At 43.5% G+C, this 16,503-nt stretch carries 5 protein-coding genes; all 5 read left to right on the top strand.

Annotated elements, in window-relative coordinates; genetic code table 11:
* Positions 1 to 23 precede the first annotated feature (23 nt).
* Genes fabD through AC50YO_RS03510 form a run of 5 tightly spaced genes read left to right on the top strand, consistent with a single transcriptional unit; the run spans position 24 to position 16,485 of the window.
* A complete protein-coding gene (fabD, locus tag AC50YO_RS03530; protein WP_494843311.1) occupies positions 24 to 1,298 on the top strand; it encodes an ACP S-malonyltransferase in 1,275 nt (424 codons plus the stop codon).
* A 9-nt stretch (positions 1,299 to 1,307) separates the two neighbouring features.
* Positions 1,308 to 2,090, top strand: coding sequence for a thioesterase II family protein (locus AC50YO_RS03525; RefSeq protein WP_494843309.1), 783 nt, complete (start codon positions 1,308 to 1,310; stop codon positions 2,088 to 2,090).
* A 16-nt stretch (positions 2,091 to 2,106) separates the two neighbouring features.
* Entirely contained in the window at positions 2,107 to 9,570 is a 7,464-nt protein-coding gene (locus AC50YO_RS03520; RefSeq protein ID WP_494843307.1) for a condensation domain-containing protein, read from the top strand.
* 14 nt (positions 9,571 to 9,584) lie between these two features.
* The gene (locus AC50YO_RS03515; protein ID WP_494843305.1) at positions 9,585 to 10,889 is read left to right on the top strand and encodes a cytochrome P450; all 1,305 of its coding nucleotides are present in this window, start codon (positions 9,585 to 9,587) and stop codon (positions 10,887 to 10,889) included.
* Position 10,890: 1 nt separating this feature from the next.
* Positions 10,891 to 16,485 carry an HAD-IIIC family phosphatase gene (locus tag AC50YO_RS03510; protein ID WP_494843303.1) on the top strand — a complete coding sequence of 1,865 codons (5,595 nt, stop codon included), beginning with the start codon at positions 10,891 to 10,893 and terminating at the stop codon, positions 16,483 to 16,485.
* Positions 16,486 to 16,503: the final 18 nt, after the last annotated feature.

Genomic DNA, 16,503 nt, shown 5'->3' with positions numbered 1-16,503 from the left:
GTTCGAAGAGGGGTGGATAATAAATGAAGACAGCGTTTCTATTCCCAGGCCAAGGATCGCAATATGCAGGTATGGCAAAGGATATAATCAATAACTATCCCGAAGCAAGAATAACCTACGAAGAAGCAAGCGAGGCTGTTCAATTTGATGTGTTAAAGCTGTGCAGCTCCTATGATCAGAAGTTTATAACTCGAACCGAATATGCTCAGCCTGCAATTCTAACGACGAGCATAGCCATATATAGAATTCTGCGCAATCATACTCAATTGGAGCCCGCTTGTATGGCAGGACATAGCTTAGGGGAATATTCGGCGCTTGTATGCTCTGGCGGATTATCTCTAGCGGATGCGGTCAAGCTTGTTCACTATCGCGGTCTATTTATGTCAGAATGCTCTAAGCATACATCTGGAAAAATGGCGGCTGTGCTTGGAATCCATACGGACGAAATTGAGAAAGCCTGTGCCATTGTTTCTGAACAGTATGGGCTTGTATCGATCTCGAATTACAATTCAGCAGATGAAACGATTATATCGGGATCAGCAGAAGCAGTGGAAGAGGCAGGACGTTATCTTGAGGACAAAGGCGCAATCATTGTAGGGCTTGATGTGAGCGGGGCTTTCCATAGCCCGCTGATGTCTGGTGCTTCTGAGAAGCTGGCTGACTATTTGAAACAGACGGTACAGTTCCAGTCTCTCCAAGTGCCGGTATACTCTAATGTTACAGCACAATTCCATTCAACAGAGCATTTAGAGGAGACTCTAATTGCTCAGCTTGTACAACCAGTGCGGTGGACAGAGACGATGAAGGCTTTGAACGAGCTTAATCTGGGTGCTGTGATAGAGATCGGTCCCAAGCAAGTATTGACAAAGCTGCTGGCTAAAAGCTATCCGGCTATTCCTTGCTATTCTACGAGTACAGCGAAGAGCATTGAAGCGGTGATTCAGCTAACGACAAAAGATGGCATCCATGCATCTTCTGCTAACAATCCAGAGCTACTGTCCTTTATTAATCGAAGTCTGGTATATTCCATTTCAACTAAGAATCGTAATCCAGAGTATAAGGCTCTAGAAAAAGAGGTTTCGGATGCTTTTATGGAGCTTAGACAATTACAGCTTAAAGCTGAAGAGCTTCAGCATAGTGATATTACGAAGGCATATGGTTTAGTTAACCACATTTTCTTATGCAAGAGAGTCCCATCGAACGAAATAAAAGACCGATGCAGAGAACTGATTGCAATAACCCGCACTGAGTCTATTCTTGCTAAAGAATTAGAACAATTGCAGCTGCAGACGGGCTAAGAAGAGAGCGTGGCAAAGTTGCATCCTGACGAGGGCTCTACGATATGGATACAAAAATGGAGACATAGCAAGCAGGCTCGGTTCCGAGTATTCGTTCTTCCCTATGCAGGCGGAGGAGCTACTATGTACAGAAGCTGGCTGGAATCGCTGCCAGCGGATATAGATTTATTTGCTATTCAACTGCCAGGCCGGGAAAACCGTATGAGGGAGGCTCCTTATAAAAGCATGGAGAAGCTTTTGCAGGAACTAACTCCTGCTATCTCCGAGTTTTTGACTATACCTTATTGTTTTTTTGGGCATAGCATGGGGGCTTTAGTCGCTTATGAATTGACCAAGGCGATTCAAGAGAGCAGGAACATACAGCCTAGCTGGTTATTCTTATCGAGCATTCCTGCACCGCATAAGCTGAACTTTGATCAGCCTGCGTATAAATTGCCTGATCTTGAGTTTATTGAATACGTGAAGAAGCTGAACGGAACAACAGAAGGCGTATTTGATAACCCTGATCTAATTACTCTGTTAATGCCACTTCTACGAGCTGATTTTCAGCTCGTAGGATCCTACAGCGAAAAGGAAACGATAATTGAGAAGCTAATGGCATGCCCAGTAAGTGTGCTTGGCGGTATTGATGACGCTACCGTCAGTATAGAACAGCTTTATGCGTGGAAGAGGTATGCGTCCAATACGATCAGCTACCATCTGTTCCAAGGCGATCACTTTTATCTTAATGATAATATTTCCCCTATTATTCAGTTGTTGATTAGCAAAATGGATGAAACTTTGAAGATTTAAATAAAAGGGGTGTAGTATGGAACAATATGTTCAGATGATTCTGAATCTTCTAAAATCAAAAGAGATAACTAAAGAAACTGCTCATCAGCTTATAAAAGCCAACGTGCAAAAGAGCAAAGGAAATGCTATATCGAATGATGACCCTATAGCTATTATCGGTCTATCCTGCAGAATGCCGGAGGCGGACAATCCCGAGCAGTTCTGGGATAATCTCCTCAATGCTCGGGATAGTGTCAGTGATTTTCCGGAGCAGCGCAAAAAAGATACGGACCCTTTTCTATCTATGATTCATCCAGATGCTTTTATAGGGGACAAGCCCTACTGGACTGCGGGTTATTTGAATGAAATAGATAAATTCGACAATGAGATATTTGATATATTGCCTGGCGAGGCGAAATATATTGATCCGCAGCAGCGCATATTTATGGAGCTTGCCTGGGAAGCGTTTGAGGATGCTGGCTATAGCAAAGCCAAGATGCTTAATAGCAAAACAGGTGTCTATATTGGCAATTGCAGTAATGAATATGCGATGGCAATTGAAGAGCCTTCTCCATCGGCAGTACCTGGCAACTTGGTTCCCTTTATCGCCTCGAGAATTTCTTATTATTATAACCTGAGGGGTCCTGCTGTTGCTGTATCCACCACTTGCTCTTCTTCATTGGCAGCTGTTCATTATGCTGTTCAGGCTCTGCGCAGCGGGGAGTGCCAGATGGCACTTGCAGGAGGCATTAACTTATATTTGTTTCCGGTGGATACGTCTTCTGATACTGCCCATACCGTCGGCATTTCTTCAACGACCGGCAGATGCCGAACGTTTGATAATGATGCTAATGGAGTGGCAAGGGGGGAAGGCGGAGGCGCGCTTGTATTGAAGCCTCTTAGCAAAGCGCAGGAGGACGGAGATCACATATACGGTCTGATTATTGGCGGAAATATTAATAATGATGGCTTTTCTGCTGGTCTGACAACCCCTAACCCTGCAGCTCAAGCGGATATGCTCGTTGATTCATGGAAACAGGCTAATATCGACCCACGCACGATTTCTTACATGGAGGCCCATGGTACGGGAACAAAGCTGGGTGATCCTATCGAAATTAATGCCATTACGAAGGCATTCTCGCAATTTACAAAGGATAAGCAATTTTGTGGAATAGGATCTGTTAAAAGTAATATCGGCCATCTTATTAATGGAGCATCCGGTATTGCAGGTCTAATTAAAACGATTCTTGCGTTGAAGAATAAAACCATACCAGCTACTTTGCATGTGGAGAATCCTAATACATTAATTGATTTTATGAAGTCTCCTGTATACGTGGTAGATCGTTCTGTCCCTTGGGAAAGCGACGATCATGGGACTCCGCGACGTGCTGGGGTTAGTGCGTTTGGCTTCAATGGCACTAATGTGCATTTGTTGTTAGAAGAGGCACCCGTTGTTAAGGAGCCTGTTAGAGCTCCGGAGCCGTACTTCTTTTGCCTATCTGCAAGAAGCGAGGAGCGCTTGATGGTTTACGTCAAAAAATTCGTAGACTATTTTGCTGCTGCTGACTGCAAGCATCATCTGGGAGATATTTGCTACACGCTGGCGGCGGGCAGACATCATCATGCTGAGCGACTCGTAGTGATGGCCTCAACTCTTGATGAATTAAGAGATAAATTGGTAGATATTTGGCATATGAAACATCTGATGACGATTAAGGAGCAAGGAATATTTGCCTCTAAGGAAATTTCGCTGGAGCTGGAGAGCGAGAATCCAATAGAGAAAGAGCTGCTTGATTATCTCAAAGGCGGCACTCCACCACGGATTAAAGAGAGCGGCTTCATGACAGTATCTCTTCCCGCGTATCCATTTGAACGGAAAAGACATTGGATTGAGATGAGCCGTAATCTTAAGCTTCCATTCAAAGCAGGGGATCAAGTAGAAACGGAGCCTTCCACCCTTCTTCCTAAAGACAACAATCAGGTTCAAGATGTAGAGCAAAAGCTCATGCACATATTCAGCGAGGTACTGGGTATACAAGAGTTTAGTTCTGATGAGAATTTCTTCGATCTTGGTGGTGACTCATTGCTGGGTATGCAGTTAATTAATCTGATCAATAAAGAGCTTCGTAAAAAATTATCTTATGAAATGATATTCACTTATTCCAGCGTGAATGAACTTGCAACTGTCTTGAATGACGGCGAAGAAAAACAACATATCGGGATCATTGCCGTTTCTCCAGACCAAGACCACTATCCGACGTCCTTCGCACAAAGAAGGCTCTGGATTATGGAGCAGCTGCAGGATAAGAAAATCGCTTACAATATGTCGCAAGCTTATCGACTACATGGAAATGTGGATGTGTCTGCTTTCCGTGAGGCTTGGAATATGCTGGTTGAACGCCATGAAAGTCTGCGTACTGTATTTCTAGAAACAAACGGTGAGTTAAGGCAAAAAGTATTGGCGAACGTAGACAGCCAGTTCCAATATATAGATGGAAATCAGGCAGGATCAGAGCTTATTAATGAGCTTCGCAATCAGCCATTCGATCTGACCACAGGACCACTTGCTCGGGCCTTATTAGTTCGCGAAGAAGAAGAATACATCTTTATCGTTGTCATTCATCACATTATAGCGGACGGCTGGTCGCTTCAAGTGGCTTACAATGATCTCCTGCGATTCTATTACAGCCTTGTATCCAAGCAAATGAATTCCTTAGAGCAGCTTCCCGTTCAATATAAAGAATATGCTTCCTGGCAAAACCGCTTCTTGAATGAAGAAGGCTTTGCGCAATATGAGTCTTACTGGCTTAGCAAACTGTCAGGAGAAATACCGGTATGTGAGATTCCCGGGGATAAACCCCGCCCTGCTGTATTCTCCTTTGAGGGCTCAAGGTTCCCATTCCGAATTCGACCAGAGCTTGTTACGAAGCTCAAAGCTCTATCCAAGACTCATAATGCTACGCTGTACATGACGCTGTTATCCTCTGTCTATACTTTGATTCATAAGTATACGGGGCAGAACGACATCGTTATTGGATCTCCTATTTCTGGAAGATCCAATTATGATTTGCGAAATGTCATCGGTTTTTTTGTGAATACATTAGCGGTACGGACGCAGGTTGAATCATCCGATTCCTTTGTAAAGCTATTGAATACGGTTAAGAGTAATGCCTTGGAGGCTTATGAGAATCAGGAGTATCCATTCGACTTGCTCGTTGACAAGCTTAATTTGGCCAGAGATACGAGCCGTTCACCTCTGTTTAATATTAATGTTGTTCTGCAGAACGTAGCATTGAATGATTCGGTTGACTCTATACCTGGACTTAGACATGAAACCATTAACGAGGTCCGGCATGTAAGTGCCAAATGGGATATGGAGTTTGACTTTACAGAGGAGGACAACGGGGGATTACTATGTCTTCTCGAGTATTACACCGGCATTTACAGCCATGAAATGGTAGAGACTATTGTGGATAACTATCTGGTTCTCTTAGAGAAAATTATAGACAGTCCGCTATCGACGATCCGGGATTTGAAGCTTCTGTCATTAAAGTCTATGGATCTGTTAACAAAATTTGCTGGCGAGCGAACAAATGTGTTGCCGGAGCTGACTATCGATGGATGGTTTAGACAACAAGTCAGGAAGACTCCCGACAAGATCGCCATCGAGAATGATGAGCAATCTATGACCTTCCAACAGTTGGATCGTTATAGTAACCAAATAGCAGCGACAATCGCATCTTCTAACTATAAAACAACAGTACCAATTGGTATCTATATGAATAACAGCGCCGACATGGTTAGCTGTCTGCTCGGCATTCTCAAATCAGGAGCTGCCTATGTGCCGCTTGATCCGAAGCAGCCAACTTCGAGGCTTAAGCAAATTATAGATGAGACCGGGACAGAGCTTGTATTTTCACATAAAAAATATTTGGCGAGCCTGAACAAGCTGCAATGGGAGTGCGATTCCTTAAACTCTTATATTTGTCTGGATAGCGATCATATTATGGCTGAAGAAGAAGAAGAACAAAATGCTCTTATGGATACCCAAATATGGGATTATGTCGCTGAAACAACGACTGACCAGATAAGCGGAAGCGGCTGGGTGAGCAGTTATACAGGCGAGCATTTGAGTGCGGAAGAAATGGAGGAGTACAAGCAAAATATTGTCGATAAGCTATCTCCTCATCTCCACCCACAAAGTCGCGTGTTAGAAATAGGCTGCGGATCTGGCTTAACACTATTCAGTTTGGCCTCTAAGGTAGGGCATTACTTAGGAACGGATATTTCGCAAGCCATCTTAGATAAAAACAAGGTAACAGGCGATGGAATGGGGCTTAGCAATATTGAGTTCCAACAGATGGCTGCACATGAAACGGACAAGCTTCACGGAAGAACGTTTGACGTTATTATTCTTAATAGTGTTATCCACTGCTTTAACGGCCATCACTATTTGCGTAAGGTCATTGCTTCCTGTATCGAGCTCTTGTCTGATCAAGGAATCATATTCCTTGGAGATCTTATGGATCAAGGAAAAAAATCAAGCTTGATTGCTTCTCTGGAACAGTTCAAGCAAGACCATTATGGTACTGCCTATCGAACAAAAACCGATTGGGAAACGGAGCTTTTTGTAGCAAAGGACTATTTATTTGATCTTCAGGCGGACCTTCCATACGTTGAGGAAGTTCATGCTACTGATAAAAGGTATACCATTGAAAACGAGCTTTCGCTGTTCAGGTACGATGCCATTATTACGATTAACAAATCGCAATCTAGCAAACCAAGCAGCAAAAGAAAATATCAATTGGATCGCAATGCGATTGCCAAGGACGATGCTGAGATTAACAGCAGTCACAGTTCGAATGATCCAGCTTATGTGCTGTTTACTTCAGGATCTACAGGCAAGCCGAAGGGCGTTGTCGTGGAACATAAAAGTGTAGTGAACTATATTTCATGGTCACTCAGCTATTACTTTGGTGATGGAACGGTCCCGGTGTTCCCTTTCTATTCCCCTCTATCCTTTGACTTAACAGTTACCAGCCTGCTCTGTCCATTGCTGGGCGGCGGAACGATGAGAATCGCAGAGGGAGAATTTGATGAAATCGTAGATGAGCTGGCTCAAGCTCCTGGGCTGACTGCCATGAAGCTGACGCCTGCGCATTTATCTTATATGGTCGAAACAGCAACGCCAGTTGACTGCTCCAAATTTATTGTTGGCGGCGAGGCTCTTACAACAAATTTAGTCAATCGTTTATTTGAACAAAACCCTTATGCAGTAAGTGTCTATAACGAATACGGCCCTACAGAAGCGACGGTTGGCAGTATCGTCTTTGAAGCTCGACGTGATACCCTTCTTGATCGTGCCACGGTTCTTATTGGCAGGCCTATAGCGAACACTTTCATTTATATTGTGGATGATCAGATGAACAGATGCCCGGTAGGCGCGGTAGGAGAGATACTCATTGCCGGAGATTGCTTGGCGAGAGGCTACTACAATAATGAAGAGATGACAGACCAGAGATTTTTTGTATATTACCACGACGGGGTTTTGCCAATACGAGCCTACAGAACGGGAGACTTGGGCAGATTCCTTCCAAATGGAGATATTGAGTATCGGGGCCGCAAGGATAGACAGGTGAAGATTAGGTCGTATCGGATTGAGATGGAAGAGATTGAGCATGTTCTAAAGCAGCATCCGGCTATAGCTGAGGGTCATGTTACCGAACTGGTTGATGCGAATGGCAACAACTTCTTAAGCGCCTATGTAAGCCTAGAAAATTCCGTAACTATGGAAGAACTGAGGGATTACGTAGCGAGAAGATTACCGGAGTATATGATTCCGCATTATTTTATTGAGGTTGATGTGATTCCACTTACTGCGAATGGAAAAGTAGATAAGAAGGCGCTGCCTAACCCATTGGTTGCCGCTGCGAGAACCTCTGATCTCATTGCTCCCCGCAATGATTTGGAAGTGAAGCTATCCAAGCTATGGTCGTTAATACTTGGCATCGAATCAATCTCTATGACGGATGATTTTTTCACTCTCGGGGGAGATTCGATAAAGGCATTGCAGCTAATTCCAAAGGCAAAAGCGCAAGGAATAGAGTTAACAATTAGAGATATATTCAAGCATCGTACGATTGAGAGCATTATCAATAATCTATCGGATGGGGAAAAACTGGAGATTAATCAAAGCCCTCTTGAAGAATACCTACCGCTGAGCCCGATTCAGAGATGGTTTATTGAGCAGGATCATCCTTATCCGAGTTATTTTAATATGGCTCATTTATTCAAGATCCCTGCCTATACTGATATGAATTTACTTCAGCAAGCGCTCGAGGGAATTCTAACTCATCATGACATGCTTAGAGCAGTTTATAGCCAGCAGGATAGTAGACCAGCCTTATATATTCGCAGGCCAGATCAGCTTAGCTTCCAGATTGACCAGATTGACCTGTCACAGCTTAACGCTGCTGAACAAGAAACACAGCTTGTTGCATTCAGTGAACGTATTCAGACAGAACTATGCTATGAAAAGGATATATTGTTCAAAGCAGTTGTCTATGACCTAGGGGATGGCGGAAAACGATTGCTGCTTGCCGTTCACCATTTGTTAATAGACGGAGTCTCCTGGAGGTTTATTATCGAGGATCTGATTACCCTGTATACATCAGGGATGTCGGCAGCTCTTCCTTCTAAGACCCATTCATTCAAGAATTGGGTAAATTCGTTGGAGGAATATGCGAAGACTCAGGATGCGGAGCTGACTTACTGGCTTAACCTGCCAGATGGAGAAGGTGAGCTTCTTCCAGCATATGAGCTTGGCAAAGTTAGTGATTTAAGAGCAGAGTATATCCATTATGGTCAAAAAGAAACGAAAGCTCTCCTGCAAGCGGCTCGTGACGAATATGGGACGAATATGAATTCGCTGCTGCTGACGACATTGCTTCAAGCATTAAGCAGTACATTCGGACAAGAAAAGCTGTTGGTGCAGTTGGAAGGCCATGGACGCGAGGAAACGAATGAGCAGCTAGATATTACGCGTACCGTCGGATGGTTTACGTCGATCTATCCTGTACTCTTCGAGGTCGAAGAAAATCTTGAAGCTACTTTAAGATCAATTGATGCTGAATTGAATCTTATTCCTGCCAGAGGATTCCCTTATGCTATCGCCAGGTATATTGGAGAGAATGCACAGTTAAGCAGGCTTCAGCCGCAAGTGCTGTTCAATTATTTTGGCGAGGCAGAGCAACCATGGATGGAAAAAGCTGCGAACGACTTTTTACAGGAAGGCAAGGAACCGTTTGGGCGTGTATGGCATGAATCAAATATAGCCCCATATTTGGTAGAGTGTAATGCAATTGTGAATCGGGATGGCGAGCTGGAGATAACGATTGAATACCATCAGGACATTATTGAAGCAGCTGTAATGCAGCAGGTCAGAGCAACGATTAGTAGACATATAGAAGAGATCGTATCGAAGATTACGATTAAGAACTAAGGAGAGATGTTGCTTTGAATGCAAATGTTGCAATGAGCGAGGAGGTCATTCCAGGTCCTGGAAAGATCCAAACGCTTGTATATGGAGTTAACCTATTAAGGACTAAAAGTATCCTGTCTGTGATGAGCAGTCTTCATCGGAAATACGGGCCTGTAACTAGAATCAAGAATTATGTGCTTCTCTCTGGGAGAGAAGCAAGCAAGTTCGTGATGTCGGCTAGCGCGGATAAGCTTCAGCGTAAGCCAATTGCTGAGGCAGGTCCTATTTCACTTGGCTCCAAGGATGGAGCTGAACATAAGGAGCATCGAAAAGTCGTTATGAGTGCTTTTCGCCAATCGCAATTATCTCGCTATATCGCAATGATGTCCGAGTTAATTCAAGCTCGCATGAACGGCTGGGGCCAAGAGATTGATCTGTTCAAAGAATTGCGTCAATTGACACTGGATATGATTCTGGCGACGATGATCGGGGTCACACCAGAATCTAAGCATTATAAGAAATATATGGAGCAGTATTGGCTGCTGGTGAACCGAGGCAATGAAAGTCAGGCTCCGGATAGCTCCTATCAAATCGGTATGCTGGCTAAAGAAAAAATTTGGGGAATTATCCGGGAGCTTATTCAGGAAAGAAAAAATCATCCTTCCGATGATGCCCTCTCTTGTCTTATTGAGGCTTCTAGTCAAGCGGAGGATGCCCTCAGCGAAGAAGAAATCATTAGCTATGCTTACATGCTGACGGAATTTGGAGAAGGCGATCTGGCTAATATTTTAACTTATGTAGTATCGGCGCTTGTTTTTTATCCGGAGGTTCGGGAACGGATTGAGCTTGAAGTGAAAGCTGTGGACAGCTTGTCGATGGAGAGTATCGGAAGAATGAAGCAGACGTTGAATGTTACCCGTGAAGTGGAACGTTTATATCCTCCGGTGCCCTTTGTAGCTCGTTATGCAGTAGAAAATGTGACTTATCAGAATCATATTATTCCCAAAGGGTCTACCGTTATTGCGAATATTTACCTAACCCATCGCTGCAATAAAAGCTTTACCGAGCCATTATCATTTGATCCAACACGGTATGAGCGAACAAAAGATGAGATGGATAGTCCAGCTTCTCTGATCGGATTCGGTGTCGGTCATCATATGTGTGTAGCGAAGCAGTATGCCCAGCTCCAAGCAGGCATATTCGTGTATCATCTTGTGAACAACTTGAAAGTTTCTATTCCGAGCTTGACGAAAATTCCAGCTATGAACTATAAAGGAGCCGCCTGTCCTGAGGTGCCAATCTTACTTCATATAGAGAAAAAGAAAGGAGAGGAGTTGTAGTATGGCGCTGAGTACTTATTTGGATATCCCTCTTACCTCTTTTGCGGATATATTGGCCTATCGAGGAGCAAGTCAGCCGAATGCTTTAGCCTATACTTTCCTAGGCGAAGAAACGCAAAGTATCACGTATCGGCAGCTAGATATCCGATCTAAGGAGATCGCAAAAGCAATTATGGAGGTTACAAACGCAGGGGATTTTGTACTCATTTTGCATCAGCCTGGTATAGATTATATAGCGTCCTTCTTCGCTTGCATTTATGCAGGAGTAGTTGCTATTCCTGCTTATCCCCCTTCAACCAAGCGTTATGCGGATAGAATTGAACGGATTATTAATGATTCAGGGGCGAGAGTAGCTCTCACGTCAGAAAGATTACATGCTAAGTTCACTACTACACTGCTGAATACGAGCATGACTTTTATAGAAACAGATCATTATGCCGGAATTGATGATTCTCTACTGAGCTGGGTGCCCGATTCTAAGGACAAGCAGTCGATTTGCTTCTTGCAATACACCTCAGGCTCTACAGACAACCCGAAGGGCGTCATGGTCACTCATGGTAATTTGCTGCATAATTCAAGTGTCATTCAAAAAGCTTTTGGAAATTCAGAGAAAAGCATAGGACTGGTATGGCTGCCTCCTTACCATGATATGGGGCTGATAGGTGGAATTCTACAGCCGATGTATGTAGGGTTTCCTATGTATTTGATGTCGCCTGGTGATTTCGTTCAAGCTCCTATTAGATGGCTGGAGGCCATTTCAGCCTATCGGATTACGACTAGCGGAGGCCCTAATTTCGCTTTTGATATAAGTACGAACAAAATTACGGATGAGCAGCTATCCAGTCTGGACTTAAGCTGCTGGACGCTGGCTTTTACAGGTGCCGAGCAAATCCAAGGAGATGTTCTTAACCGGTTTGCCGAAAGATTCGCATCTTGCGGATTTCGTAAAGAGGCGTTCTTCCCTTGTTATGGACTTGCGGAATCGACATTATATGTTACGGGAGGTGAGCTGCATAAGCCGCCAACCGAGCTTCATGTAGATAGAAAAGAGCTGCAAAATGGCGTGGCGGTACTTGTTGATGATCATACGGATACGGCTATGACTCTTATTGGCTGCGGCTCCTCTTATTCCGATCAGACATTGTTGATTGTTGATGCAGAAACGAATGAGGTTTGCCAAGCAGGTACCGTTGGAGAAGTGTGGATTCAAAGCCCGAGCAAGGCTCTAGGGTATTTGCATCAGACTGAGCTGAATAAGAGCCTATTCGAGGCAACAACAAATGATTGCTCCCAAGAAAGCTTCTTACGGACGGGAGATCTGGGTTTTATGCTCGGTGAGGAATTATTCATTACCGGAAGGCTGAAGGAGCTAATTATTATTCGGGGACAAAATTATTATCCAACGGACATTGAAGCGGTTGTTGAAAAGTTGGATGAAGCTTTCATCTCCGGGGGCTGTGCAGCATTTTCTGTTGACCATAATGGAGGAGAAGAGCTTGTCATCGTTCAGGAGCTGAGCCGTCATTATCGGAATGGAAATACAGAAGAGCTTGCCGCCAAAATTAGGGAAGCAGTGGCTAGAAAATTTGGCATCCAGACCGGCGTGATTGAATTTATTAGGCAAGGATCATTATTAAAAACATCTAGCGGAAAAATTATGAGACGTGCTTGCATGGAAAATCATTTGAGAGGGGATTTAAAGCTCGTGCAGAGCCATCGTCTGCACGCAGGTTCTGCGCTTCCTTCTGCTGAAGAAAGCGGAGATACGATTGAGCTAAGTGAACTGATTCAGTTAAGCAGCGAGCTGAGAGCGCAGTATTTTACGCAATATATTCGTTCTTATTTGATCAAGGAATGCCAACTCAATCATGAGCTTGTAGGGACAGGGGCCTCTTTGATTTCCTTAGGCATGGATTCTCTGGGTACAGCTTCCTTACAAGCACGAATTGAAGAACAATTCGGAATACGGATGACAGCTGAAACGATATTATCGGATCAAATGACGATAGAGAGCTTGGGTGAGTTAATGTCCGAGCAGGCTCTAGCGATTAGAACCTATAATACCCAACAAGTAATGGATATGGACTTAAGCGATTCCTCAAGAGAGCTGTCCCAAGATCAGCAGCGGTTATGGTTTCTTGAGCAGTTGAATGCAGGACAATCCACGCATCATATAGCAGCAGCGGTGGAAGTCAGTGGGAAGCTAGTGATGGCAGAGCTGAAGGCTAGTCTGTCTTCTCTGTTGGAGAGGCAAAGTACGCTTAGGACGAAATTCACCTATAAAGAGGGCAAAGTCTATCAAAGTATTTCGGAGACCTATGAAATTGATTCAATCTGGAATTATATAGATGAAGCAGTGCTTCAAGAGGATCTCTATGAGCTATTGCATAAAGAGGAGCGAAAGTCGTTTGATCTTGAGAAAGGACCTTTATGCAGACTCACTATTGTGAGAACAGGAAATGAACAATTTACGTTGCTATTTGTTGTTCATCATATTATAGCGGATTTGAAATCTGTATTTATTATTTTGGATGAACTGTTTCAGATGTATTGTCATCGAACGAGCTTATCCGGAGCTCCTGTTGTATCCTTCATGGAATATTTGTCATGGAACGCTAACAGATTGACGACGATAGATCTCGATGCTCAGCGTGCTTTTTGGAAAGAAAACTTGACTGGAGCTCCTTCTCTGCTAGAGCTGCCTACTGATTATGAGAGACCAGCGGAACCGAGCTTTAGAAACCGTCAGTATAGCTTCCAGATTCCTCGGCAAGTCCTGGATCTAATGTCGGATTATTGCACCAAACATGCAGTGACTCCATATATGACAATGGTAGGGGCATTTACAGCGTTGTTGAGCATATTCTCCGGTTCAAAGGATATTGTCATTGGTTCTCCTATTGATGGTCGCAATATGCGCCAAGTAGAGAAAGCAATCGGTTTTTTTGCCCAACCTATACCATTAAGAATTAAATTCAAGGAGAACAGCGGTTTCGAGGATATTCTACAGAATGCCAGACAAGCTGTATTATCCGCTCTATCCAATAAAGACGTAACTTTTTCACAAATTGTGGAGATTCATAACCCGGCCAGAACAGCACAATACAATCCTATATTTCAGGTTATGTTTAGCTATATGAAGATGCATTTGCAGGATTACAGCGAGCATGGAATGCAAATAAGCCCTCTAAATTTGCCAGAGGCGTCCTCAGAATTTGATTTATTTCTAACGGTTCTGGAGAATAGTGAAGGTGATTTTACAGGAACATTGGGATATAACTCAGACTTGTTTACTGCTGAGACAGCAACGGAGCTATCTGAGCTCTTTATAGAAGTACTGTCGTATGGAATGAAATCGCCAGGAACGCCTCTAGAAGCATTGTCTATGCCTGCTTTGGATCAGATTGTTAGCAAGAGGAGGGGCATAGAGAAAGCTAAAGTGCTTGTTTCGTCGACCTTCACGGCTAATATGATAGAAGAGCCGATTGTTTTTTGGATGCAAGAAATGGGATATAAGGCTCAGGTGGAATTTACGAATTACAATCAAGTATTCCAACAATTATTAGATCGTAACAGTGATATGGCACATAATGATTCTGGCTTTAATATTATCCTTATTCGGTTGTCTGATCTATTAGCCGATCATAATCAAGTAGGCAAATTCAGTTTGGAGGAGCTTAACCAGCTTCGCACGAACGTGGAACAGCTCCTCCAGTCATTGCAGGATTTTACTAAACGATCTGCCGGGCGCTGCTTGCTATGCGTATGCCCTGAGTCACCAGGTCTAATGGAGAACAACTCGAACGAACTAATTGAGCTTGAAAACGATCTTATTCATCATGCATCGGCATTACAAGGCGTCTATACGCTAGACTCTGTACAGATGAGAGCGGGTTACGCAATTTCACAATACTATGATGACTTTTCAGATCGAGTAAGCCAAATTCCTTACCATCATTCTTTTTTTAGTGTTCTAGGCACGGCTGTAAGCAGAAAAATGGCCAGTATTTTAAGGCTTCCGCGTAAAGTGATTGTTCTAGACTGCGACAACACGATTTGGAGTGGTGTGTGCGGTGAGGATGGCCCTGCTGGAATTGTGCTAGATGAAAGAAGTCTATTTATCCAACAATTTGTGATTAAGCAGCATAGTCAGGGAATGCTTATCTGCTTATGCAGTAAAAATACGGAAGAAGATGTTTGGAATGTATTTGAAACACGGGATGATATGCTTCTCACACGCGATCATATCGCAGCCTTCCAAATGAACTGGGATAAGAAATCAGATAATATGAAGCTGCTGTCCGAAGAGCTTAATTTGGGGCTCGATAGCTTTATTTTCTTAGATGATAATCCTGTAGAATGTGCGGAAGTAGAGTTGAATGCACCCGATGTGCTGATCATTGGCGTAGAGGGGGAAGCTGAAGCATTCACATCTTACATGGAGATACTATGGGCCTTTGATCGTTCGACCGTGACGGAAGAGGATTTGAAGCGGAATAAGATGTATCAGGAGAATAAGCATCGTCAACAGTTCATGAAGAAGCTGGATGATGAAAAAACAGTAACCTTTGAAGACTTTATAGCACAATTACAAATGGAAATCACTATAGAAGAGCTGCAAGAAGCACAGATACCAAGGGTCTCTCAATTAACTTATCGGACCAATCAGTTCAACTTTACTAATCGACAATTAGCTGAAGAAGATCTGCGGGGGTTAACTAGCTTAGATCGGGAGAATTGTATTACGATCAGCGTTAGAGATCGGTTCGGAGATTATGGCTTGATAGGTGCTCTGATATATACGGTTCTGGAACAGCAGCTTGTAGTAACAGATTGGTGGCTTAGCTGTAGAGTTCTGGGCCGAGGGGTCGAGTACAAGCTATTAAAGCATCTAAGTGAAACAATGAAACACGAAGAAGCGCATAGCCTGATTCTTGAGTTTGTACGGACTGCCAAAAACACGCCGGCTTATCAGTTCGTTACTAAAATCGCAGGCTCCACACAGCTAGCAGAAGACAATGACAATGGTATAACGCGCTATAGCTTGCCGTTGTCTTATGCTCAAATGGCAGTGATGCCTAGTCAACAATTGGAGACAGCCCATGATGAGGAAGACGAGAAGGATATAGCTGTTGTAGAAACGGCTAGGGGCATTAATGATATAAAAGTTAATCGCAGGCTACTGGGTCTTCAGGATGCAGAAACATTAGCTCAATTTATTCAAAATAGTGGAGAAAAGCAATCTATTAAACGGGATCAAACAGAATTTGTTGCTCCTCGAAATCAAATCGAGCAAGAGGTCTCCCAAATCTGGCAAAGCCTTTTGAAGATTGAACAAATTAGCGTGCATGATAATTTCTTCTTTATCGGTGGTCATTCTTTATTATCCCATCAGGTTATTTATCGAATCAGGGATGTGTTCCAGATCGAATTGCCGCTCAGCGTATTGTTTAGTACGGATTTTACGATTGCAGGCATTGCAACTGCTATTGAGCAAATCATGATGGAGCAAGTGGATGATTTAGAAATGGAGGAGCTTGCGCGCGAATTAGAAAAGCTAAGTGAGGAAGAAATTAGAAAACTGCTAGAAGGATGATAAAAGACTAGGGGGGTT

The organism is Paenibacillus sp. J22P59 (genome assembly GCF_059383895.1).
Note: the sequence above shows the minus strand (reverse complement) of the source record. Positions and strands in the feature narration are given on the sequence as shown.